23 protein-coding genes, 3 tRNA genes and 4 pseudogenes are annotated in these 22791 nt (G+C 66.4%); 9 read left to right on the top strand and 21 right to left on the bottom strand.

Features of this window, described 5'->3' with window-relative positions:
- Window positions 1-18 precede the first annotated feature (18 nt).
- Window positions 19-285 (bottom strand): hypothetical protein, encoded by a 267-nt coding sequence (locus ACV7NQ_RS07520; RefSeq protein ID WP_463358952.1) that lies wholly within the window; start codon window positions 283-285, stop codon window positions 19-21.
- 283 nt (window positions 286-568) lie between these two features.
- Window positions 569-829, bottom strand: a complete 261-nt coding sequence (rpsT, locus tag ACV7NQ_RS07515) for a 30S ribosomal protein S20 (protein ID WP_463358951.1) — start codon at window positions 827-829, stop codon at window positions 569-571.
- 372 nt (window positions 830-1201) lie between these two features.
- Here rpsT and ACV7NQ_RS07510 point away from each other — a divergent pair.
- A pseudogene (locus tag ACV7NQ_RS07510) lies at window positions 1202-1451 on the top strand (transglutaminase family protein); the annotation flags it as partial.
- Window positions 1452-1555: 104 nt separating this feature from the next.
- A complete protein-coding gene (locus ACV7NQ_RS07505) occupies window positions 1556-2341 on the top strand; it encodes an aquaporin (RefSeq protein WP_463358950.1) in 786 nt (261 codons plus the stop codon).
- 2 nt (window positions 2342-2343) lie between these two features.
- Here ACV7NQ_RS07505 and ACV7NQ_RS07500 read toward each other — a convergent pair whose 3' ends face one another.
- The 3 genes and pseudogenes from ACV7NQ_RS07500 to ACV7NQ_RS07490 all read right to left on the bottom strand — a co-directional run.
- A complete protein-coding gene (locus ACV7NQ_RS07500) occupies window positions 2344-2697 on the bottom strand; it encodes a DUF5360 family protein (RefSeq protein WP_463365574.1) in 354 nt (117 codons plus the stop codon).
- A gap of 85 nt (window positions 2698-2782) precedes the next feature.
- Complete coding sequence (locus ACV7NQ_RS07495) at window positions 2783-3361, bottom strand: type II toxin-antitoxin system PemK/MazF family toxin (protein WP_463358948.1); 579 nt, start codon at window positions 3359-3361, stop codon at window positions 2783-2785.
- Between the two features lie 343 nt (window positions 3362-3704).
- Window positions 3705-3950: pseudogene (locus ACV7NQ_RS07490) on the bottom strand (abortive infection family protein); the annotation flags it as partial.
- A 109-nt stretch (window positions 3951-4059) separates the two neighbouring features.
- Between ACV7NQ_RS07490 and ACV7NQ_RS07485 the strand changes: the two are divergent.
- A complete protein-coding gene (locus ACV7NQ_RS07485; protein ID WP_463358947.1) occupies window positions 4060-4365 on the top strand; it encodes a hypothetical protein in 306 nt (101 codons plus the stop codon).
- A 278-nt stretch (window positions 4366-4643) separates the two neighbouring features.
- Here the strand turns inward: ACV7NQ_RS07485 and ACV7NQ_RS07480 are convergent, their stop codons facing one another.
- From ACV7NQ_RS07480 to ACV7NQ_RS07465, 4 genes and pseudogenes are all read right to left on the bottom strand, one after another.
- Window positions 4644-5504: a hypothetical protein gene (locus ACV7NQ_RS07480; protein ID WP_463358946.1), complete on the bottom strand. Its 861-nt coding sequence runs from the start codon at window positions 5502-5504 to the stop codon at window positions 4644-4646.
- A complete protein-coding gene (locus ACV7NQ_RS07475; protein WP_463358945.1) occupies window positions 5501-5731 on the bottom strand; it encodes a hypothetical protein in 231 nt (76 codons plus the stop codon). The genes ACV7NQ_RS07480 and ACV7NQ_RS07475 overlap by 4 nt, the downstream gene beginning before the upstream one ends.
- Window positions 5728-6282, bottom strand: a complete 555-nt coding sequence (locus tag ACV7NQ_RS07470) for an AAA family ATPase (protein WP_463358944.1) — start codon at window positions 6280-6282, stop codon at window positions 5728-5730. Before ACV7NQ_RS07470 ends, ACV7NQ_RS07475 begins: the two co-directional genes overlap by 4 nt.
- Window positions 6279-7784 (bottom strand): annotated as a pseudogene (locus tag ACV7NQ_RS07465) (Mu transposase C-terminal domain-containing protein). Before ACV7NQ_RS07465 ends, ACV7NQ_RS07470 begins: the two are co-directional and overlap by 4 nt.
- A gap of 198 nt (window positions 7785-7982) precedes the next feature.
- Between ACV7NQ_RS07465 and ACV7NQ_RS07460 the strand changes: the two are divergent.
- Together ACV7NQ_RS07460 and ACV7NQ_RS07455 are read left to right on the top strand one after the other, a co-directional pair.
- Window positions 7983-8174, top strand: a complete 192-nt coding sequence (locus ACV7NQ_RS07460; RefSeq protein WP_463358943.1) for a hypothetical protein — start codon at window positions 7983-7985, stop codon at window positions 8172-8174.
- Window positions 8175-8377: 203 nt separating this feature from the next.
- A complete protein-coding gene (locus ACV7NQ_RS07455) occupies window positions 8378-8815 on the top strand; it encodes a YbaB/EbfC family nucleoid-associated protein (protein ID WP_463358942.1) in 438 nt (145 codons plus the stop codon).
- Window positions 8816-8855: 40 nt separating this feature from the next.
- Here ACV7NQ_RS07455 and ACV7NQ_RS07450 read toward each other — a convergent pair whose 3' ends face one another.
- From ACV7NQ_RS07450 to ACV7NQ_RS07435, 4 genes are read right to left on the bottom strand one after another with little or no spacing between them, the layout of a single operon-like run.
- Window positions 8856-9080, bottom strand: coding sequence for a DUF4926 domain-containing protein (locus ACV7NQ_RS07450; RefSeq protein ID WP_463358941.1), 225 nt, complete (start codon window positions 9078-9080; stop codon window positions 8856-8858).
- Between the two features lie 7 nt (window positions 9081-9087).
- On the bottom strand, window positions 9088-10443 hold the full coding sequence (locus ACV7NQ_RS07445; protein ID WP_463358940.1) for a DUF6883 domain-containing protein: 1356 nt from the start codon (window positions 10441-10443) through the stop codon (window positions 9088-9090).
- Window positions 10440-10727, bottom strand: a complete 288-nt coding sequence (locus ACV7NQ_RS07440) for a WXG100 family type VII secretion target (RefSeq protein WP_463358939.1) — start codon at window positions 10725-10727, stop codon at window positions 10440-10442. The genes ACV7NQ_RS07445 and ACV7NQ_RS07440 overlap by 4 nt, the downstream gene beginning before the upstream one ends.
- Window positions 10724-11050 carry a WXG100 family type VII secretion target gene (locus ACV7NQ_RS07435; protein ID WP_463358938.1) on the bottom strand — a complete coding sequence of 109 codons (327 nt, stop codon included), beginning with the start codon at window positions 11048-11050 and terminating at the stop codon, window positions 10724-10726. The genes ACV7NQ_RS07440 and ACV7NQ_RS07435 overlap by 4 nt, the downstream gene beginning before the upstream one ends.
- Window positions 11051-11192: 142 nt before the next feature.
- Here ACV7NQ_RS07435 and ACV7NQ_RS07430 point away from each other — a divergent pair.
- Window positions 11193-11342, top strand: a pseudogene (locus ACV7NQ_RS07430) (BldC family transcriptional regulator); the annotation flags it as partial.
- Window positions 11343-12227: 885 nt separating this feature from the next.
- Here the strand turns inward: ACV7NQ_RS07430 and ACV7NQ_RS07425 are convergent.
- The 5 genes from ACV7NQ_RS07425 to ACV7NQ_RS07405 form a co-directional block, all read right to left on the bottom strand.
- Window positions 12228-12301, bottom strand: a tRNA-Asp gene (locus tag ACV7NQ_RS07425).
- 58 nt (window positions 12302-12359) lie between these two features.
- Window positions 12360-12740 carry a type II toxin-antitoxin system death-on-curing family toxin gene (locus ACV7NQ_RS07420; protein ID WP_463358937.1) on the bottom strand — a complete coding sequence of 127 codons (381 nt, stop codon included), beginning with the start codon at window positions 12738-12740 and terminating at the stop codon, window positions 12360-12362.
- A complete protein-coding gene (locus tag ACV7NQ_RS07415; protein WP_463358936.1) occupies window positions 12737-12934 on the bottom strand; it encodes an antitoxin Phd in 198 nt (65 codons plus the stop codon). The genes ACV7NQ_RS07420 and ACV7NQ_RS07415 overlap by 4 nt, the downstream gene beginning before the upstream one ends.
- 45 nt (window positions 12935-12979) lie before the next feature.
- Window positions 12980-13053: transfer RNA gene (locus ACV7NQ_RS07410), tRNA-Lys, on the bottom strand.
- Window positions 13054-13058: 5 nt separating this feature from the next.
- Window positions 13059-13135 (bottom strand) — tRNA-Thr (locus tag ACV7NQ_RS07405).
- Window positions 13136-13722: 587 nt separating this feature from the next.
- Between ACV7NQ_RS07405 and lepA the strand changes: the two genes are divergently transcribed.
- Complete coding sequence (gene lepA / locus ACV7NQ_RS07400; protein WP_463358935.1) at window positions 13723-15585, top strand: translation elongation factor 4; 1863 nt, start codon at window positions 13723-13725, stop codon at window positions 15583-15585.
- Between the two features lie 101 nt (window positions 15586-15686).
- On the opposite strand, the gene ACV7NQ_RS07395 is transcribed toward lepA, so the two are convergent.
- Genes ACV7NQ_RS07395 through ACV7NQ_RS07385 form a run of 3 tightly spaced genes read right to left on the bottom strand, consistent with a single transcriptional unit; the run spans window position 15687 to window position 18154 of the window.
- A complete protein-coding gene (locus tag ACV7NQ_RS07395) occupies window positions 15687-16991 on the bottom strand; it encodes a sensor histidine kinase (protein ID WP_463358934.1) in 1305 nt (434 codons plus the stop codon).
- Window positions 16988-17680 (bottom strand): response regulator transcription factor, encoded by a 693-nt coding sequence (locus tag ACV7NQ_RS07390; RefSeq protein WP_463358933.1) that lies wholly within the window; start codon window positions 17678-17680, stop codon window positions 16988-16990. The genes ACV7NQ_RS07395 and ACV7NQ_RS07390 overlap by 4 nt, the downstream gene beginning before the upstream one ends.
- A 27-nt stretch (window positions 17681-17707) precedes the next feature.
- A complete protein-coding gene (locus ACV7NQ_RS07385; RefSeq protein WP_463358932.1) occupies window positions 17708-18154 on the bottom strand; it encodes a hypothetical protein in 447 nt (148 codons plus the stop codon).
- Window positions 18155-18544: 390 nt separating this feature from the next.
- Between ACV7NQ_RS07385 and ACV7NQ_RS07380 the strand changes: the two genes are divergently transcribed.
- Window positions 18545-20893, top strand: coding sequence for a hypothetical protein (locus tag ACV7NQ_RS07380; RefSeq protein ID WP_463358931.1), 2349 nt, complete (start codon window positions 18545-18547; stop codon window positions 20891-20893).
- Window positions 20894-20994: 101 nt separating this feature from the next.
- On the top strand, window positions 20995-22791 hold the full coding sequence (locus ACV7NQ_RS07375; RefSeq protein ID WP_463358930.1) for a dynamin family protein: 1797 nt from the start codon (window positions 20995-20997) through the stop codon (window positions 22789-22791).

Genomic DNA, 22791 nt, shown 5'->3' with positions numbered 1-22791 from the left:
TGACGCTGCACCGGAGTGTTATTCGACGGAGGTGAGGATCGCTTCCTCTTCCTCGTCGGACTCCTCGTAGCGGCCGTCCCACTCCTCGTAGAACGGCACGTCGTCGTCGCGGGTGACGATCCACTCCAACGAGTACGCACCGTCACCGGCGGGAACCATGAGGTTCTCGATCTTCAGACCGATCTGGAGCACATCGGCCGCCCGGATGACATCGGGCAGGTCCTCGGACCGAACCACAGTCTGGTTGGCATACAACGTGATGATGTTGCGGTCGCCGTCCAACACCTAACTCCAATCATTGGTGAAAACATTGCTGACGAGTGACCTCGCCCAGCAGACACTACCGCCGAGACCGAGGACGCCGGGCGTTTGCCCGAAACCGTTCACACACCATTCGCCTCCCCCTACCATCACCGCAGATCACACCCACCCCGAACCTCCACGTGCGGTGCACCTGGATGCCGTCCAGCGCCGCACGAGCGCGTCCAAGGGACGACAAAAGCCGCCGTGGTCGTCGAGGCCACGGCGGCTGCGTCAAAGAATGCGATATCGGGCGATACCGGGGGTGTTAGATCTTGTTGAGGGCCAGCGCGAGGGCGGACTTCTTGTTGGCGGCCTGGTTGGCGTGGATGACGCCCTTCGAGGCGGCCTTGTCCAGCTTCCGGCTGGCGAACTGCAACTGCTCGGCGGCCTTGTCCTTGTCGCCGGCTGCCGCGGCCTCGCGGAAGCTGCGGATCGCGGTGCGCAGCGCGGACTTGACCGACTGGTTGCGCTTGCGCGCCGCCTCGTTGGTACGGATCCGCTTAATCTGGGACTTGATATTGGCCACGCCTGTTTCCTCGTGTTCCTGTCGCTGAGTGGACTGTGCTGAAAAGTTCGCGAGCGTGCGACACACCCGGAGAATCCGGTAACGCAACGCCGAAGATCGAGGGTACCAGCCGTTGCGTGGCACACGAAATCCGTGGTACGCGGCCGCCGCCACGATCGAGCCGAGACGCGCCAGTTCGGCGAACGAGGTTTTTCAAGTGCAACGCAGGAAGCCGCGCCGCCGCGCCCGGCCCAATCTACTGCGCCGCCATCGGTCCGGTCGAACAGACGCGTGGGTGGCAATGGCAGAGTTACGGCATCATCATCGGTCCAGACGCCACGCTGCGGGAGTTGGAGGCCGCCCGCCGCTGCCGCGTCACGTCGACCTGCGGTCATTCGCGGTACCTGCCATCCCAATCCGGACGCCGAGATCAACACCACGGTGGCTGGGCGGTCGCACGCCTGGATCGAGGCGTGGTCCGGCCAGGGGTGGGGCTACGACCAACAACATCGCCATCAACGAACAGCACGTATCGGTCGGTGTCGGCCGCGACTACGCGGACGTGCCGCCGCTGAAGGGAATCTTCTCCGGCTGTGGCTCGACGGACCTCGAGGTCGTTGTAGAGATCACCCGCCTCGCGTAACGTCCTTTGACATCAGTCGTACCGAATATTTTTCGACGCGGGAACCAAGCAGAACCAGTGTGCTCCCCGTGCACGCGGGAATGACCCCTCGGAAGGTGACGCGTATGCCTACTGCTCAGGAAGTTGTCGAGGAAGCGACCGAGCTGGCACCCACCCCGGAGGCAAAGAAATGGGCCGCCGAGGCGCTGGGCACCTTCATTCTGGTGATCTGCGGTGTCGGCACCGCGGTGCTGGCCGGTGAGCGGGTGGGCGCGCTCGGCATCGCGCTGGCCTTCGGTCTCACCCTGATGTTCCTGGTCTATTCCATCGGACCGATCTCCGGCTGTCACGTCAACCCGGCGGTGACCTTGGGCCAGCTGCTGCTCGGGCGCCTGTCGGCGATCAGCGCGGTCGGCTACGTGATCGCCCAGTTGATCGGTGCGTTCCTGGCCGGTCTGGTGCTGTTCGCCCTCGCGAAGAACCTGCCGTCCTACGACCGCGCGGTCAACGGTCTCGGCGCGAACGGCTGGGGTAAGCACAGCCCCTCGGCGAAGACCGGCCCGCTCGGCCAGGTCGTCGTCGAGAACGGCTACGGGCTGGCCGCGGTGATCATCATCGAGGTGATGCTGACCGCCCTGCTGGTGTTCGTGGTGCTGGCCTCCACTGACCAGCTCTCCGACGTCCCGCTGGCCGGACTCTCGATCGGTGTCACGCTTGCCGTCATCAACTTGGTCGCGATTCCGGTGGACGGAGCCTCGGTCAACCCGGCCCGCAGTCTGGCCGTGGCGCCCTATCCGGACGGGGCGATGGGCCAGGTCTGGGCCTTCATCGTGTTCCCGCTGATCGGCGGCGCCCTCGGCGCCCTGGTCTACGGCCTGCTCTTCGGCCGCTCCCGGGAAATGATCAGCTGAGATCAGACCGCCGTCCCCGATTCGGCCGCGGTGCCGGATCGGGGCGCGGCCGCGTAGGTCAGCGTGACCAGCGCGGGGAGCGGGAACAGCAGCAGGAGCAGACTCGGGATCCACCAGGCGAGACTGAAATCGCCACGCAACGACCAGAATGCGATCGCCTGCAGCCCTGCCGTGCTGGTGAGCGTGAGCGATACCGTCATCAGTGTGCGCGAGCCCGTACCTCGGCAGAGAGTGGCCAGGCCGGTGGCGCTGGCCGCCAGATCGAGCACGACGAACGAGAAGTTCCAGTCGCTCAGGATCGGGTTCGGGTAATCCTTGTAGGCGAATTCCGGCGGGATCAGGTGGGCGAAGGCGATCGCCCGCTAGATCAGGAAGCCGATGTCGGTGACCAGCATGGCGACCTTGGTCGGCCCAGGCACGCGGTTCATTACTCGATCATCCTCAGCTCCACTGGTATTCGATGACCAGCCGATGTGCGACCAGGTCGAAGGTCTTGCGCGCCACGATCGCGCCCTCGCGGCGGATCCCGTCCTCGGGCACATCGAGCACCCTATCGAGGCGGACCCAGCTCGGCCTGCCCTCGTGATCCCAACTGCCGCTGCCGATTCCGATCCAGTTGCGGTCGTGCGCGCGTTCCGGATTGGACGACAGCATCAGGCCGAGCAGGGTTTTGCGGTCGCGCCCGACTACGAGGACCGGGCGGTCCTTGCCGTTGTTCGGGTCTTCCTCGTAGGGCACCCAGGTCCACACGATCTCGCCGGGGTCCGCGCGCCCGTCCAGGTGCGGGGCATAGACGATCTGCCTGGCTCGTTCACCCGTCGGCACCGGGGTCGAGGCGGTGGGGCGGACCGCGACGGTACGCGTCTTGCGCGGTCCGATCGAGCCGACCGCACGTTCCAGCAGCGACGACCGTTGCAGCTTGTCCACCAGCTTCGGTCCCTGCTGCTTGACGATCTTGGGACCCTGCTCCTTCGCGATGAGGCCTAGCTGCTTGCCGAGAGAGTTCCAACTTCGGGCCATCTTTGGAGAATAACGGCGCGCTGCCGTTCATCCGCGTGGGAATCCGATGGTACGGCGATGAATTTGCGATCGGCCCTCACCACGGGTCGACCGATGCGAGCGTGCCATCGGTCGATCTGCTCGATCACCGCGTCGGTTCGCCACCGGCCACTGCTGTTTTCGACTGCGAAGACATGGCGCCTGGACACCAGCATGCAACGCTTGGGCGAACCGCCGACGGTTGCGGTGCACCGCTCATGGGACGATAGACGGCAGTTTGCCGATACCCAATGAGGAGTGGAGTGCCCGCCAGCTTCGCCGACACAAAGGTGCTGATGAGACACACCTAGATTGGTGATGTACGTCAACCTACGCTGACAAGATTCGGTAAGCCGTGGCCCGCGAGATGTTGAAGGCTCCGGTGCGTTCCCCTCGACGCGCGTATCGCTGGGGGCTCGGTAATGTCGGCCGGTTCGGTCCGTCGCCAGAGAGCCTTCGGATCGGCGAGCGTGTCGAGCATGAACTGACACCACAGCCGCGCCCCGTTCACGGCCAGGCGCGCGTGACGGGGACCCAAACCCGACGAAGCTGTATCGCGCCCATGGCCGGTGCCGTAGTCGTTTTCGGAGCTCGGCGATTCCGCTTGTGATGGTGAGCGCCGCGCCGAGCACCTTACGGATCGTCGAGGATCCGTCTGGTCCTGGCTTTGCCTGGGTGGGGTGGATCATCAGCGGCTCTTCCGCCGCGCGGGCGAGCTTCGGAAGGTCGTCACCGTTGTCGAAAGGCACGCCTCGCTCCCGGAGCACGAGTTTGGCGGTGCTCTCCACGAGCTCTTTCGCGGAACCGATCGCCAGCGCAGGGTCGTCTCGGGCAACAGCGTGATCAATGCGGTCCAGATGCTCGAAGATCACCGTCGCGTCGCGGAGGTCGCCCAGGTCCTCACGCTTCAGCACGATCGACGGCCCGCCGGAGATCCGGCCTTCGTGGTCGAAGGTGTAGCCGTCGCGCGCAAAGAGTCTGCGTAATCGCTCGATGCTCTCGGATGGGTCCCAGTCAGGCGCCCAGGGGTGGTGGAAGAGATGTCGTAGCGCGACTTCGAAAACGCGGAGCGCGCGGGTGACGTGTCGTGGATCGGTCCAGTCCACCAGCTCCAGGTACCCCTGGAAGCGTGTCACCCGCTCGCCGCCGACCGGCTCTGGATCCGCCTCCGGAGGAGCGAAGAGTTCGTCTTGCCACATCTCGTCGATTTCGCGGAGCACGGTGCCGCTCATCTGGTCGCGCACGGCCTCCCGGGTGCGCTTATTTACCAGCTCTGCGCGATCCCGGCCTCGGGGCGGCGTTCGGACAGTTTGCGTAGGTAGGCGCGTTGGTCGGCCAGGGTGTCCAGCATCCGCTCGGCATAGTCACCGTCGGCCGCGCCGACCCATGCTCCGGAGCCGACGCCGGTGTGGGCGAGTTCGCACGAAACGCCGGTGTGCGCGCTGAGCCACGCGCAAGTGCTCTCGATCGCCTGGTTGTAGACGGCGTCGACGCGGGCGAACTGCTCGGGTGCCAGGGCCTGCGCAGCGTCGACGCGGAACGTGCGCACGTCCGTGTCGGGCACCTGCGGCAGATCCTGCCCGCCAGATGCGGGTGCGCGAGTGGTTGTGGGAGTACTGATCTCGTCCAGGACCACACCGGGGTCCTCGGTCACGTGGTGAGCCAGCCCCGCGAGCGCGAACCTGGAGTGCCCGAAGGGATCCGGGTGGTGCCACACCAGGACCAGATGCACGCCGCCGACGCGGCGTTGCCGCAGCAGCCAAGCGAGCTGGTCGGGAGCGAGGGTGTGGGCGCGCAGCACCACCAGGTGCTGGATCCGCAGAGCATGGAACCAGGCCAGCACCGCCCGCGACAGCGGCTCGATCGCGGCCACCTTCTCCGGCACGATCCGGGCTATCGAGCACCCCGCCGCGGCCAGGACGTCGGTAGCCAGCGCGAGCGCGGACTTCGTCGACGGCGTCGGATGCACCGTGACGGTCCCCTGCTCGGGGTTGTGCGCGGCGAGTAGGGCGTGGGTAGCCGCCGCGGTGTCGGCGGGGTCACGAAGCACGGTGACCGGCCGGTGCGTGGGAGCCTCGATGTTCAACTCCTCGGCCAGGTCGTCGTGCCATTGGTAGGTGTTCACCCCGCTTGTCCCGACAGTTTGGAGAACACCCAGCCCATCACTTCTTCGTCGACTTGGGAACGGTCGAGCCGAGTGAGCGCGCGCACGGTGTGGGAGGTGATCTTGGCCCAGGCACGGAAATTGCCGTGCCCGGCGTGGGAGTCGGCGAAGCCTATGGTCTGCGGGTCGGTGTTCTCCCACACTGGGTGGAAGGCCGGGATCACCCGCAGCACCTGCTTGGGTGTCATACGCCGGAATTCTTGCCACACATAGACGCGGGAGGACAGCATCGGCTCGCGGCGCAGCACCTGATAGCAGTCCCCGCCGCCGACGAACACAATTGCGAGTCGGTGCGCCGGTTGTCCCACAGGTGCGCCCAGTACTCGAAGCACTCCCGCGACAACCATTGCGCCTCATCGCACACGAGCACCCGGAAACGTTCGGAGAGAACGTCTTTGAGTACCTTGTCGAACTCGATTGGCTTGCGTGGCGGCGCCCCGCCGATCGCGAGCGCGTCGAACAGCGTGTGCCGGATATCGCGCGGTGTAGGGCGGGCCCGGAACTGCACCCGGCACACCGTGTCCGGGGACAGCTCGCGCAGCGTGGCGTTGACCGACAGTGTCTTTCCGACACCGGCGTCGCCGTGCACACACATCATCGCCTTGGCGTCGATCACGTCGGCCAGGTTGTCCTTCATCAGCAGCAGCGCGTCGGTGGCCACGATGTGCGCGTCCGCCAGGCCGAGGAAGTGATCGGCCGCAGCGTCGAGGTCGGCACCCGGATGCGGTGGTCGAGTCACGGCTGCTTCTTCCTTCTCCCGCTGCGGTGGTGCACCTCATCCAGATCGATCGGCATGACCCAGCCCGGCGCTGGCGGCGGCAGCGGAATCAAGTCCGGCCGCGCCCACCGCGCCAGGTCCGCGTCCTGCTCGTCGCCGCGTTCCCGGTCGGCCTCGGTGACGGTCATGGCGTCGAGCCGCTTCGCCGGGACCGGTGTCGTCGTGGCGGCATACCGGGTGCGCCGGGCACGTTCGGCCGCCGACAACTCCGCTCGCAACCTGGCCGCCTTGCGGTCGCGGGCACGACGTACGGCTGCCTTGGTCGCCTCCGATGCCCGGTCGGCCAGCTCGGCGCGGCCCAGATGCGCGCCGGTGCGGGCGTCGAAGACGTCCACCTCGTGATCGTGGTGCGGCATGTACCGCAGCCGGACCGTGGCCCCGACGCGGCCCACCATCCAGTCCGCGATGTAGAAGCGGCCCCGTCCGAATCCGACGCCCTTGGAGGTGATCTTGCGGTGGCGGCGGTCGTCCTCGATGGTGAACATCCACAGCTTCGCCTCATCGGCATCGTGGATCGGTGTCGGATCGGCCAGCCACGACGCCAACGGCGTCCGGCCACCGAGCTCGTCGATGACGTGGTCGCGGTTCCACCAGCCCACCCACGCCAGTAACTCGGCGACGAACGCCTCGAACGTCAGCGCGGGCTGGTCCGGATCGACCAGCGCACCGCTCGCCTGGGTCTGCCGGTGGGTGTAGCGCGGCAGGCCTGCGAACAACATCCGATCGACCGCGCCGTTCACGGTCTCGACGGTGCCCTTCAAATGCGTTGTGTATCCAGGCAAGTCGACAACCCTGACCGCGAACGCGCCCATCGCTTCGCCAACCGTGCGCGACAGGAAATCCTTGCCCTGATCGGCACGCACCACCGCGGGCAGACCACCCGCGGGCCCATACGGCTCGCTGCGGGCGATCGCCGCGCGCAGCGCCGCCAGGATGCTCTCGCGGCTCGGCGCCTGCGGCGTCACCGCAACACCGAGAATCACATCGTGCGCGGCATCGACGAACCACGTCACCCACGGCTTCACCAGCTGTCCATCGACGTCAACCTGTACCGCGGCCTCGACGTGGTCTGTTTCCCACGCTGCATTCCGGTGCGAAACCGGCCGCTTCAGGAACACGTCGAACTTGCGGCGTTCCCGCTCCCCACGGCAGGCCCGCACGCTCCCCAAGTGTCAGGTCCCGCAGAATCGCCCGCTGCACCGTCGACACGCTCGGCGCTGGAGGGCCCCAGCACGGTGCTGCTCGGCCACCTCGCGTTGAAGGGCCGCCGCGTTGCCTCGCCAGTACGCCAGCCGGACCCGCAACCGGTCGTCGACTCGGAACCGCTCCCGTTGCGCCGCTGGCGTTTCCAGCCTCCGCGCCGACAACCACCGCCACACCGTGCGCTCGGCGACACCCAGCGTCTCAGCCGTCAGCCGGACATGATCACTGGATGGACAGCCCTGCTCCGACAGCTGCGCCAACCGATCGACAGCAACCTGTCGCAGCGCGCGTCCGCTCGCGTCGACCACCGGCACGGCCTTCCAGATCTCTTGGCCCGCAACTTAACACCCCGCTGACACGCCGACAGGCACTGCGCTAATTCGATCACAGATCGATCGGCAGAGAGACCGGATCCGCTGACATTTCATCCCGCCCCGGGACAGGCGGTCCCTGGCGAGGTGCTCTATCGCGTTGACGGAGGCCGTTGGCAGCGGGCGGCGGATATCGTCACCGTCGATCGCGCCGACCTGAAAGCCCTTCTCGCGGCGTTCAAAGCCTTCCAGGACGATGTTCACGATCTTGATCCGATCATGCGCGAGGCATACCGGGGAATCATCGCCCGTATCGAACGCGGCATCGGCGATAGCTGATCGTGTAGTTGGAGCGCGGGGTCGGAAGGCCCATTACTGCTGACAGTTTCGTGCGGCTTCATTGCTGACAGTTTCGTGCGGCGGCGGCCTCTCACTTGGACGAGAGGCGATACGATTTGTCAGCGCTCCCACCTGCGGTTACGACAGTGGCGAGTTCGAGGACGTATTCGTCGTGACGTGCGCCTCGTGGGCCGGGGTTCCAGATGCGCATCGCCACCTTGCTGGTCGCCGAGCGCGCCGAACTCATGGCCACCGCCACCGCGCGCGGCAAACGAGTCACCGTAACCGTCAACGCCGACAACACCATCATCGAAACCAAATTCGGCCCAGGCGCCGAAGATCTCCCCCTCCCCGAACTCGCCGCCGCCGTCACCGAAGCAGCCCAACAAGCCTCCGCCGACCTAGCCCGCAAAACCCAGGAACTACTCGCCCCCTTACAACTTCGAAGCGCCCGACTGCCAACCCTGACCGACCTCGCCGAAGAAATCCCCGACCTCCCCATCCCCAAACCCATCCCAGCCTCCACCGCACCCCCGCATTCCCCTGAGCGCCGCAAAGTTTCGCCCACCGACCCCGACCCCCACTTCACCGACACCTACAATCCCGACCCACGCTACTCAGTAACCGATTCCGCCTGGTAGCCGGGTCGGGTCGAACCCGGTTCCCTGATCGAATGGCCCGCTATGGCACCGACTCCAAGTCCGAGTCGGTCAGCGTCAACAATCCCAGGGTCATGCCGTCCTCGGCGACGAACTCGACCTCATACGCCTCGCCATCGCCGAGGACCATGACGACGGTACCCACCGAACCGGCAACGAGGGCCGTGGACGGGATGCCCGGCCAGCGCGTCGAGCTGTCCGTGGCCACCCCGCGAACCAACCTGACGACGTCGTTTTCCTGAAACATGTGGTCCTTACTTCTTGGTCGGGATCGCCGTGACCAACCTGACGATTCCGTCGTTGTTCCGTATCCACGCGAACGAAACGTCGATGGTCTTTCCATTGGCACCCACGATACTGATGACCTGGTTGTACTTCGTACCGTACTGCGTCACACCGGTTTCTACGGCAGTCGCCGGATTGAAGACGATCTGAGATCCGAGCTCGCTCGCATTTCCACGGTTGAACCCGAGGGCCTGTTCGAACCACTTCGCTTTCGGACCGCCGACCGCATGGTCCGGATTGAGGAGGTAATCGTTCAGCTTCTTCTCGACGCTCTCCGCCGTCTTCGCAGCCTCTGGGCTGAGCTCCTTCTTCGGCCAGTTCTCTGGTTCTTTGCCGCCCGGTTCCTTCGTTTTCGACAGTTTAGACTTGGCTGCCTCTACCCACTGACGCACCTTTTCGAACAGCGGCCTCAGCTTTTCGATCAACGGCCTGACGGCGCGGCCGATCAGTGCGCCCACCTTGGTGGCGAGTTCACCGATGATGGTGGCGACGCGGCGCGCCTTCATGGCGACGCGGGCGGCGACCGCGGAATTGCCTACCGCTTCGGAGATGCCTGCGGTGAAAGGGGCGAGGACCGCGAAGATGACCTCGCCGACGGCAGCTTCGACGGCGAATTCCTCGAGTTCTTCGATGATTTTCTTGTGGGCTTCGTCGAGGTGGTTGGCGTATTCGTTGCAGGCGTCGCCGAGGGACTGGCAGGCGTCGCCGAGATCGTTGAGATCGGTTTGCCGGTCCTTGCTGGTCTGCACCGCCGTCTCGATTTCGACGGACTTCTGCTTGGTGAGCAGGTTGATGCCCTGCCACGCCTCGCCCGCGATGGTGTGGAAGTCTCCGGCGGCGATATGCCACGCGGTTCCCGCGGTCCTGAGCTTGTCCTGGTCCCCGTTGGGCCAGAGGGCACCGACGATGTCCTTGATGATCGACCAGCCGAACGGTTCCGGAATACCGTGGCCCTGGGCCGACGGGACCTCCTGCGAGAGGTTCGCCGGTGGCGTCGGCGCTGGCTTGGGCGGCAGCGGCACTTCCTTGTGGTTCGCCTTGGCCTCGGCGACCTCGTGGTTGTAGGCGCCGTTGACCACCAATTCCCGAATCTGGCCGAAGGCGGTCACCAGTTGCGACGAGGTCGAGACCGCGAGTTTCGCGGCCTCGTCGTACGGTCTCGCCCAGTCCTCGCCGGTGCTGTCGCTGCCGGCCATGCCCACGTTGGCGGTGAGTACCTGCACCAGTCCGGAGTGCACGCTGCCCGATTCGGTCGCGCAGTCCCCGAAAGCCTCACCGGCGGAATGGTATTCCTGCGCCTTGCACAGAATGATCGGGACGCTCACGGCCACATCCCGTGATTGGCGGGCCCGACCCACCCGTAGGCCTCGTGCGCGGTGCGCAGCTTGTCCCGCAGGCTCCGCAGCGCCTCGCGCATCTCGGCGACCGCCGCCACTCGCTCGTCGTGGGCTCGTTTGTGACCGGCCGCTCCGGCACCGCTCCAGTCGACATGCAGCTGGTCGATGCGTTTCTCGATGGCCGTGACGCGGTCCTCGATCTTCTTCTCCAGGTCGGCGGACTCATCGATCAGCCGTCCCAGCTCGGGTACGTTGACGCGATAGTCGGTCATGACCGATCCACTCCACCGCGGCGCCCGGCCTGCTCGATCGAATGCGCCGATGTCCCATCGGTTTTCACGTAGGTAGTGGCCGCGTCGCGCAGCAAGCCCGCGTCGGTGACGAACGAACCGATCACCCGGCGCGCCCCCTCTTCCCAATCGTCCCAAGGACTCTGGTGGGATTTCGCCGCGTCGCCTCGCCAATCACCCCCGACGAACTCGTGCACCTTGCGCATATGACTGTTCACGTCGTCGGCGAATTCGTGTGCCGATTGTTCCAGCCATGTCGCGGTGGCGCGCAGCTTGTCTTGATGCACCTCTAGCGGATCCCCCATCCATCCATGCTAGACCCGGCTCGAATTCGATGACAATCCATCTATATTCGGGGATTGCGATCTTGGAGGCGAGTAGGAGCGTCAGCGGGTCGAACGGACCTCGGGGTGCGCAACGCCGGACACACTGCTTACCCCTGGTTAGGTGGCGGCCCTGTTTCACGTCGACCCGAAGACCGTAACTCGATGGGCGCACGCGGGTCGGCTCGGATCATTGCGGACTCCGGGTGGCCACCGTCGCTTCCGTGAATCCGAGGTTATGCAGCTGCTCAAGGCTCTCAACGCCGAGAGTGGGTGTCATCGCGTACCGATGCTGCTCGGCCGTGAGACAGCATCTGCGTGCGGCATGGCGAGACGGGTAGTCGTGGGACCTAGTCTTGTTCAGGCGAATCGGGTGCCCTACGGGTCCTGGACCGGCGATGTCGGTAATACCCACTCGACCGCGCTGCCGATCCCGCCCAACCATCCGACACACCAAGCGATAGCTCGCTGACATACGAATGCGGTTTCGCCGCTGACATTTTGCTGCGGCCTCGCAAAATGAGACGGGCTCAGAGTGCCTGAATGCGGTGCTCGATGGGCGCCGCAACGGTAGGTGCGGCGGGTGCGGCACCGGGTGCGGCGGGTGCGGCGCTGGTGGTGCGGCTGCGCTGCGGCGGCCGCCACGCGGCGTCGGCTACCTCTTCTCTGCGGCAGGAGCTGCCGGTGCGGGACAGGGTGCGGCGTCACGGTCCGACCGCGTCGCGCGGCCGGGAGTGCGGGACACGCACGCTCACGGCATGGGCTACCGATGCCGGTTCCTCGTCCACTGCGAGTGCGATAGCCCGCCCGCCAGCCGCCGGGCACCCCGCCCGGCGGCCCCGGCCCCGACCGATGCTCCGATCATGTGCGCGCCGACCGCTGAACGCGAGCAAGCCGCCCACGGGTAGTCCGGGGCCAGCGCCAGCCGATCACCACGGCAGCCCTTACGGGCGCTCACGCGGGAGGCTGGCGAATTAGTGCGACAACGCTCAACCCGACCCTGTTTGTGTTGGCTCGGTGTGTTCGGGGGCTTGTCGCAGTCTTTGACGCCTGTTACCAGGCGGTTTGCGGAGGAATGAGGTGCCGACCCCCAAAGCCTTTCGGCTTCTGTCCGTTTTCGAAACGGCACCGGCAGCCGTGCCGGATATTCCTCCCAAAGTCCCCCTGGCGGGATTTGAACCCGCGACTTCCGCCCTGACAAGGCGTTGCGCTCCCAGGCTGCGCTACAGAGGGATGTGAGGGTTTTGATGACGGAGATCCCGCCAAACTCCGGGCCGCAAAGCCAGGTCAGTCACTCCGCGAACGAGGCGAGCCGATCGGCTATCCACGCAACGGTCAACTCGCCTTGCTTCGCAACAGAGTTCACGAACTCCTCAGCGGCATCCACATCGAACCCGTCAGCGAGTTCGACACCGTTGACCCACAGGAACGTCCACGCCGAAGCCCACGCGGTCCGCTTGTTTCCGTCGATCAACGCATGGTTTCGGGCCAACGACTGAAACATGGCAGCCGCCTTCTCGAACAACCCGGCGTAGGCATCCTGACCGAACACAGTGGCGCGTGGCCGCGCTACCGCAGCATCCAGTAGCCCCCAGTCGCCGACCTCCAGCGGATGCCCAACCGCGACAGAGCCCGCTATGAGGACGTCGTCACGTTCTAGGTATTCGGTCACGCCAGCCGACGATTCAGTTCAGACGACCGCTCAGCGACTGCATGTGCAGCGTCAATGACACGGCGGCGGTGTTCGCTCGCCATGTTGAGGGCGGCGTCGTGGACGAGCGTCTTGAGGCTGACCTGGTGCACGGCTGCCGCAGCGCGGAGGGTGTCCATCTCGTCTTCGGTGAATGTCAGGTTCAATGCAGGCATACGCCAATGGTACCAACATCGGTACCGGATTAGGTACCTCCGGTGTGCCTCCGGATGGATTCGAACCATCGACCCGGCAGGTAAAAGCTGCCTGCTCTAACACGCTGAGCTACGAAGGCGGGTGTGGAGCCACCGGCCGGAATCGAACCGGCGACCTACGCTTTACGAGAGCGACGCTCTGGCCAACTGAGCTACGTGGGCGAAACGAACAAAGGTCGGGTCTTCCTCGTAGGGCACCCAGGTCCACACGATCTCGCCGGGGTCCGCGCGCCCGTCCAGGTGCGGGGCATAGACGATCTGCCTGGCTCGTTCACCCGTCGGCACCGGGGTCGAGGCGGTGGGGCGGACCGCGACGGTACGCGTCTTGCGCGGTCCGATCGAGCCGACCGCACGTTCCAGCAGCGACGACCGTTGCAGCTTGTCCACCAGCTTCGGTCCCTGCTGCTTGACGATCTTGGGACCCTGCTCCTTCGCGATGAGGCCTAGCTGCTTGCCGAGAGAGTTCCAACTTCGGGCCATCTTTGGAGAATAACGGCGCGCTGCCGTTCATCCGCGTGGGAATCCGATGGTACGGCGATGAATTTGCGATCGGCCCTCACCACGGGTCGACCGATGCGAGCGTGCCATCGGTCGATCTGCTCGATCACCGCGTCGGTTCGCCACCGGCCACTGCTGTTTCCGACTGCGAAGACATGGCGCCTGGACACCAGCATGCAACGCTTCGGCGAACCGCCGACGGTTGCGGTGCACCGCTCATGGGACGATAGACGGCAGTTTGCCGATACCCAATGAGGAGTGGAGTGCCCGCCAGCTTCGCCGACACGACGTTCACCGATCCCGCGCGGATCCGGAACTTCTGCATCATCGCGCACATCGACCACGGAAAGTCGACGCTGGCCGATCGCATGCTGCAGTTGACCGGTGTGGTCGAAGAGCGGCAGATGCGCGCCCAGTACCTGGACCGGATGGATATAGAGCGGGAACGCGGTATCACCATCAAGGCCCAGAATGTCCGGCTGCCCTGGCAGGTCGACGGCACCGATTACGTGCTGCACCTGATCGATACGCCCGGCCACGTCGACTTCACCTACGAGGTGTCCCGTGCGCTGGAGGCATGTGAGGGCGCGGTGCTGCTGGTGGATGCGGCCCAGGGCATCGAGGCGCAGACGCTGGCGAATCTGTATCTCGCCCTGGACAAGGATCTGACGGTCATCCCGGTGCTGAACAAGATCGACCTCCCGGCGGCCGACCCCGACCGCTACGCGGGCGAGATCGCGCACATCATCGGCTGCGAACCCGATGACGTGTTGCGGGTGTCCGGCAAGACCGGCGTCGGCGTGGCCGAACTGCTCAACGAGGTGATCAAGACGGTCCCGGCGCCCGTCGGCGATCCCGACGGGCCCGCCCGCGCCATGATCTTCGACTCGGTTTACGACACCTACCGCGGCGTGGTCACCTACGTCCGCGTGGTGGACGGCAGGATCATTCCGCGCGAGAAGATCAAGATGATGTCCACCGGCGCGACCCACGAACTGCTCGAGGTCGGCATCGTCTCGCCGGAACCCAAGCCAACCCAGGGCCTCGGCGTCGGCGAGGTCGGCTACCTGATCACCGGCGTGAAGGACGTGCGCCAGTCGAAGGTCGGTGACACGGTGACCGCGGCCCGCAACGGCGCCACCGAACCGCTGACCGGTTACCGCGAGCCCCGCCCGATGGTCTACTCCGGCCTCTACCCGGTGGACGGCTCCGATTACCCCGACCTGCGCGACGCACTGGACAAGCTGCAGCTCAACGATGCCGCGCTGACCTATGAGCCGGAAACCTCGGTCGCGCTCGGCTTCGGCTTCCGCTGCGGCTTCCTCGGCCTGCTGCACATGGAGATCACCCGCGAGCGGTTGCAGCGCGAGTTCGATCTCGACCTGATCTCCACCGCGCCGAACGTGGTGTACCGGGTGGAGATGGAGGACGGCACCGAGCACGTCGTCACCAACCCCTCGTACTGGCCGGAAGGCAAGGTGCGCAACGTCTTCGAGCCGGTGGTGAAGTGCACCGTCATCTCGCCGAGCGAGTTCATCGGCTCGATCATGGAGCTGTGTCAGCAGCGGCGTGGCGAACTGGGCGGCATGGACTACCTGTCGGAGACCCGCGTCGAGCTGCGCTACACCATGCCGATGGCGGAGATCATCTTCGACTTCTTCGACTCGTTGAAGTCGCGCACCCGCGGCTACGCCAGCCTCGATTACGAAGAGTCCGGTGAGCAGATCTCGCAGCTGGTCAAGGTGGACATCCTCCTGCAGGGCGAGGCGGTGGACGCGTTCTCCGCGATCGTGCACAGGGACGCCGCCCAAGCCTACGGCCACAAGATGACCAGCAAGCTGCGTGAGCTGATCCCGCGCCAGCAGTTCGAGGTGCCCATCCAGGCCGCAATCGGCTCGAAAATCATTGCCCGCGAGAACATCCGCGCCATCCGCAAGGACGTGCTCGCCAAGTGCTACGGCGGCGACATCAGCCGTAAGCGCAAGCTGCTGGAGAAGCAGAAGGAAGGCAAGAAGCGGATGAAGACCATCGGCCGCGTCGAGGTCCCGCAGGAAGCCTTTGTCGCCGCCCTTTCCTCGGACGCCGCCTCCGACAAGCCGAAGGGTCAGAAGTAGGGGTTCGCGCTCAGCGCTGACACTATGGCCTCAGTTGGGCCGGTGCGGCTTCTCCCCTGGAGGGTCTCGGCACGTGATCGACAAGCGTCGCCTGCAGGCATTCAGTCAGACTGCCCGGACACTGTCGGGCCGAGAGCGCTGATCCGCACCCGCAACCGGACGCCGCCCAGTGGGCTGTGGCCGAGTTCGGCTGTGCCGGAATGCAGTTCGGCCTGCTGGCGGACCAGGGCCAGGCCGAGTCCGGAGCCGGGGGAGCCGGGACTCTTGACGAAGCGGTCGAAGGCGGTGGCGGTGAGGTCGTCGGGGATGCCGTGGCCGTCGTCGTCGATGACGATCTCGACGCCGGGCGGTTCTCGATCGGTGGCGGGGCGGGCGGCGACCGCGACGATGTGGGCGTTGCCGTGCTGGACCGCGTTGGCAACCGCGTTGGTGATGATCAGCATGATGCCGCCGGGCAGACCGGTCAGCGTGGTCGGGGCGCATTCAGTGAGGTCTATCTGGACCTCGGGATGCCTGCGTCGCGCGTCCTGCACTGCGCGGTCCAGGGTTTCGCACAGCTCGAACGGTTCGAAGGCGTCGGATTCGGTGAGTTCACCGACGGCAAGCCGCTCCAGATCCGCGAGGGTGTGCTCGATCTGCCGTTCGGCGAGCAGCACGTCCGACAGCACCGCACGTTGCTGGTCGGCTGGTAAGTCCTTGGTGGACAAGACTTCCAGGTCGGTGCGCATGGCGGTGAGCGGGGTGCGCAACTCATGTGCGCAGACAGCGGCGAAGTCGCGTGCACTCGCCAGCGCACGGTTGGTCACGCCGTGGGCAGCTTCCAAACGTGTCAGCATCCGGGTGATCGCGTCGGACAGTTCCTCCGCCTCACGCGCGCCGCGACCGGACAGTGGCGGCAGTTGTTCCAGCGTGTCGATGCTGTGCGTGGCAGTGGCGAGTCGGCGCAGCGGCCGTGCGGCATAGCCGGCCAGGAACCAGCCGAGCACTGCGGCAAGCGCCACCCCGGCCACCCCGATCCACAGGCCGATCAGCTGACTGCGTCGGATGGCCGAGTCCACCAGCGCGCGATCCGGCTCCAGTCGCACGATCAGCCCGGGCGCACCCTGGACGGTGGTGCGAACGTCGTCCCGGGTCAGGAACACCGTGCGGGCCAGTTCCCCTGGCGCGGGCAGATTCGGCGGTGGCGGCAGGGCCGGAAGCGCCACGTGCGGTGGGCCTTGCAGCGGTGGGCCTTGCAGCGGTGGCGCGATGGCAACACCCATGGTCGACACGGTCTTGTCGAACTGCTGGGAACCGGTGGCCCCGATCAGCGTGACATACGCGATACCGAGCGCGACGGCCAGCAGCGCGGCGACGACACCCGACACCAGCGCTACCCGCGCGCGCAGCGACAACGACGCCCTCATGGCTGTTCTCTCAGGACGAAGCCGACACCGCGCACAGTGTGGATCACCCGTGGCGCACCCGGCGCCTCCAACTTGCGGCGCAGGTAGGAGACGAACACATCGACCACATTGGTGTCGGTGACGAAGTCGTAACCCCATACCGCGGAAAGGATTTGCTCGCGTCCGAGCACGATGTCGATGTTCTTGGCCAGCACTGCGAGCACCTCGAATTCGCGCTTGGTCAGTTCCACCGGCCGGCCGTTCGCCCGCACCCGGTGTCCGGCTCGGTCGATCGTCACCTGGCCCACTCGGCACAGATCCCCTGGCCGCTCGGTGACCGGTGGTCGCCGTCGCAGCAATGCACGGAGCCGGGCGACGAGCTCGCCGAGATCGAAGGGTTTGGTGAGGTAGTCGTCGGCGCCGCGTTCCAGACAGGCGATCCGGTCGGTGACGGCGCTGCGGGCGCTGAGCACGCAGATCGGAATGTCGTTGCCCATCGCGCGCAACGCCGTAACCACGCCCGCCCCATCGAGATTGGGCATGTTGACGTCGAGCACCATGGCGTCCGGGGCCGCGGTGCGGACCATCGCCAGCGCTTCGGCGCCGTCCCCCGCGGTCACCACATCGAAGTCCGAGAGTTCGAGTCCGCGTCGCAAGGACGCGAGAACTCGAACCTCGTCGTCCACGACCAAGATGCGTTGTCCGGTCATGGAGCCACCCTATGAGCCGGTGCTCGGTCAGCTGCCGCTGCTGCCGGTCGGGGCGATATTCGCGGGTTCGGACCGGATGACGCCGCGTGGTCCGCCCGGTCCGCGGCGTTCGATGATCACGTGCGGCCCGCCGGGCTGTCCGGGCGCGATGATGACCGGTCCGCCCTGCTCGATGTCTGGGCAGACGGTCGGGTCGACCCCGGGCGGCAGTGGCTGCGCGGGCCCGGCGATATGCGGCCCCGGGCCCGGATTGATCAGTACGGGGGGTCCCGCGTGCGGCCCCGGACCCGGATTGATCAGTACCGGGGGCCCCGCGGGTTGGCCCTGGGTGCACACAAGGAGTTGGCCGTCGGGCCCGCCCGGTGTCACCACCGTGGGCTGGGCGGATGCGGCGCCCGCCGCGACCACGGCGAGGGCGGTTCCGGCGAACACTGCCGCGACGCGGGCTCTGCGGCGTCCGATGGGTGCCGTCATGGTGATGTCTCCTTCGGGTCGAAGCTGCCGACCGGGCTGGTGCGGCGAGATCGACCGTAAGAAGCGGATCTTCAGCTCCTCTTGAGCAATCATTAGAGATTTCTTAATTTTCGTCGGCGCGGTTTCGGTCCGCGGTCGCGGCGGGAGTCGGACGTGCGGATCGGGGCCGGTGACGACACTTAATTGAGGCTGTGTCCAGTTTGGAATGCCCAGAAAAAGGGGGCTTCCGTTCTGGAATCCCCCGTGGCAGGGTTGTGTTGCTCGTCACGGTCGGGTTCTCTCCGGTCCTGGAGAATGTGACAGTTGGGTTTTCCGGAAATATCGTTAGGTGATCTTCACTCGGTCTGCCCGGCGTGGTGAGGATGCTGGAAACCTGAGAGTGGAGCTTGCATGACGAGTGACCTGCCCTTCGACAGCGGTGACACCGACGCTGACGACCGAGCGGGCGATACGGCGTATCGCGTTGCGACGGGTGTCGCGCGGGTAGCGAGGGCCGGCGCGTACGTCACCGGTGGCGCGCTGGTGGCCGCCAATGGCGGCGGAGTACCCGCGCCGCCCGGTTCGCAGCGGCTGGACAGCTGGCATACCGGCTGGGCCCGCAACAGCGATCCGGAACCGGACGCGCCGAGTCCCGTGGTCACCTTCCCGGAGCCGGATTCGAGTTCGGCGCCCCAGCCGCCGGTCCGCGATGTCAGCGGTCACGGCTTCCATCCGCCTGCCGCGAACCCGCCCGCTCCCACCTGGAACAAGGCGCCGATGATCCCGAACGGGCACGACGGTGCGCCGGGCCCGTACTCGTCGAACTTCCCGAACTTCCGGGACGAGCACCGCAGTGGCGTGCCGGATTGGCGTGCGCCGCACAGCGATTCGTCCGAAGGTCACACCCCGTCGTATCCGGGTCCGAACACGTACAGCCCGCAGATTCCCGACTGGCGCGACTTCATCGACCAGCCCGGTAACCACGGATTGGGTCTGCCCGGGCACGGATTGGGCACTGCCGGACACGGTTTCGGCATGCCGGACGGAACCGGTTTCGTCGCACCGGGATCCAACATCTTCGGTCTGCCGAGGGTCCCTGCCGCGGCAAACGCGAGCGACACCGCGCAGTCGGCGAACACGAACGACACCGCGCAGTCGGATGACGCCGACGGCTCGGTGTCGAACCATCCTCTCGACGGCATTGGCAGCCATGCCTTCGACGGTCATGTCTTCGGCAACCACGCTGTCGACGCCACCTCGTTCGCGGGCCTCGCGTTCGACGGCAATGCGTTCGGCGATCATGCGTACGACGGCCACGGTTTCAACGGTGCGGTCAGTAATCCGTTCGACGGTGTCGGCCATGGTGACTTCGGCGTATTCCTCGGCGCACAGGCCTACGCGGATATCCACACCGACTTCCGGGTGGATGTCGGCCTCGGCCCGAACGGCGCTTACATAGACACCGACCTGCGGGTGGAGGCGTCCGCCGGGGCGAAAGTAGTGACCGCCGCGGGCACCAATGTCGGCGATCAGGTCGATCGCTTCAGCCACTGGCTCGACAGCTCGTCGCCCGGCGCGCACACCCCGTCCGCGCGTTCGACGATGGATCACCAGGGGACTCCGGCTAATTCCGGTCTCGGGGCCACCCCGCAGACCATCGGCGTCACCCAGCCCACAATGCCGACCGCCGTGGCGCTGCCGATCGCACCCGCCGCACCGATCGCACCGATCGCGCCGGTCGCCCCGCCGCCTGCCTCCGCGATGACCGTGGCGCAGCCGGTGGCGGCGACCCCGTTGCAGACCATCATCCAGCCGGATGCCGCGACCACGCCGATCGCCAATGTCCTTGTGGCATCGGGTCCGTCGCCGCTGACCGCGCCCGCCGCGGCGGTGCCCGCACTGTTCGACCATCCGAATCCGCTGCAGCCGGTGGTCGACACCGTGACGACCACTACGCCCGTGTATACGGGAACCCCGTCGACGGCGAACATCCCCACGACGATCACCAAGACCGTGCCGACACCGGGCACCGTCGTCACCCCGGATCCGACCATCCCGAAGACACCCGACTCCGGCATCGCCAAGACGCCGGGCGCCGGTATCACCCCGACACCAGGGTCGGGCACCGGATCCGAGCCGACCGCCACCAAGCTGCCCACCGCGACGGACACGCATACGCCCGGGACGACCGCCGTACCGACGCACTCGGGATCGACTCCGACGCCGGACGACGACGTGACCACCCCGAATACCGGCGGCGCGGGGGGAACCACCCCGAGCACCGGCGGCCCCGGGAGCACCCCGAGCACCGGTGCGGGTGCTGGCACCACCGGGCACACCGCTCCCAGCACCCAACCCCAGCCAAGCGCCGATATCCCGACGGTGGATGTGCCGACCCAGCAGCCCACCCAGCCCACTGTCTCGCACAACGAGCCCGCGCCGACCCTGGCGCCGATCACGCCGACGATGGACGTCGAGGTGCCGTCGGCGCAGGTGCCGGTCCCGACCGCGCAGCCGCCGGTCATGCCGATGAAGCCGCCGACCGGCCCCGATCCCAGGCCGCATGCGATCGCCGGCGATCTCGGGTCGCCGAGCGGGTTCTTCGATCATCACGACCCGTCCATGTTCGTGCCCGTCGACGACCATTCGGCGCTGACGATCATGGTGGCGGGCGGGCTGGCCACGCCGTTGCTGCCCGACACGACCATGGCCGAGACTCACCACCTGATGCCCGGCGGACTGGACATCGTGCTGATGTAGCCGTGGAGCACCGCTGTTGTCGGATGCGCGGGGTACTTGCAAGGGCCCGCGCACCGTCATGTCATCGTTGATCGAAGTGAACGAGGAGTTGAGGAGGAGCGTTGTCTGCCGCAGCCGGGCTGGAGGCCGTGACGGTTAAACACCCGGACGCGATGGCGCCACTGATCCGGATTCTCGACGAACTGCGGGAGATGACCCGGTCCGCGGGCCGCGATGACCTCGGTGGCCGACTGAACATGGTCCGGGCCAAGGTTAGTGACCCCCGGGTTCGGCTCGTGGTTGTCGGTGACGCGAAGAACGGCATGAGCACCCTGGTCAACGGCCTGGTCGGGGCGGAGGTCAGTGCTACCAACAGTGCGCTGAGCGTTCCGGTGATCGTGGAGTACGGGCCCGAGTCGACCGCGACCCTGGTGAAGTCGGTCGGCAACGGTCGCACCGAACGCCAGCCGGTGGATCCGCTCGATCCGGCCCCGGCACTGCATGCCGACGGTGTGATCCGCGCGGAGTTCACCGAGCCCACCGCATTGCTCGCCGACGGCGTCGTGGTGATGGACGCCCCCGGCGCTAACGGGGACGACCACACCGCCTGGTCGATGATCGCCGCAGCCGACGCCGTGCTCTACGTCGGCGAGGCGGGCTCCGAATTCACCCCGGAACAGATCGCCCAATTGCAGCGCATCCAGCAGGTGTGCCCGACGGTGATCTGCGTGATCAACAAGATCGATCTGTACCCGCAGTGGCAGCACGTCCAGCAGCGCAACCGGGAACTGCTCGATGCGGCCGGGCTCGGCTTCGCGGTAGCGCCGGTTTCCGCGCAACTGCACCGGCAGGCGGGCAACTACCAGCGCGACATCGAATCCGGTGTGCCGCAGCTCATCGATCACCTGCGCGATTACGTGGTGGCCCGGGCCGACACCGTCGCGATCGACGCCGCGGTGCAGGACATCCGGCTGGTCACCGACCACCTGGCCATGACCATGCGGACCGAGGCGGAAACGCTGCGCGATCCGCGCAAGCGCGCCGAGATAACCGCGCAATTGCTGGCCGCCCGCGATCAGGCCGACCAATTGCGGCAGCGTTCGGCCAACTGGCAGATCGCCCTCGTCGACGGCAGCACCGAGCTGATGGCCGACATCGAACACGATCTGCGCCACCGGCTGCGCAGCCTGGTCCGCGACGCCGAGGCCGAGATCACCGAGACCGATCCCGCGCGCCGCTGGAAAGAATTCGGGACCGATCTGGACGCGCGCATCTGCGAGGCCGTCGAAGAGAACTTCGTGATGGCGCACTACCGGTCGGTGGAGTTGTGTGAGCAGGTGGCCGCGCGGTTCCCGGCCGACAACCGCACCCCGTCGCTACCGGATCTGCGGTTGGACAATCCCGGCGAGGTACTGGAGCCGGTCGCGTCGCTGGAACCGCTGGTGAGCTCGAAATCCGGCGTGTTCACCCAACTGCTGACCGCCATGCGTGGTTCCTACGGTGGCCTGCTCATGGTCGGCCTGCTCACCAGCCTGCTGAAAATGCCGCTGGTGAACTGGTATTCGGCCGCCGCCGCGGTGCTGCTCGGTGTCAACGCACTGTGGGACGACCGCAAGGCCCGCAAACAGCGCCGTCAGGCCGAGGCCAAGGTCGCGGTCGCCAGGCTGATGGACGATGTCGTCTTCCAGGTCGGCAAGGAGTCACGAAACCGGTTGCGCGCCATGCAGCGCACGCTGCGCGACCACTTCACCGATATCGCCACCGACGTGCTGCGTGCGGCCGATGAGGCGCTGCGGTCCGCGGAGGAGGCGTCCGGGAAGTACGGCGACCGCCGTGAACAGCGGATCGCCGAACTCGACCTCCAATTGGGCAAGTTGCGCGGATTGCGTTCCAGCGCAGACAGTCTCGTCCCGGTTTAG

It is taken from the genome of Nocardia sp. Tas62D01, assembly GCF_055232035.1.
The sequence above is the reverse complement of the archived record's forward strand: the minus strand, read 5'-3'. Positions and strand labels throughout refer to the sequence as shown.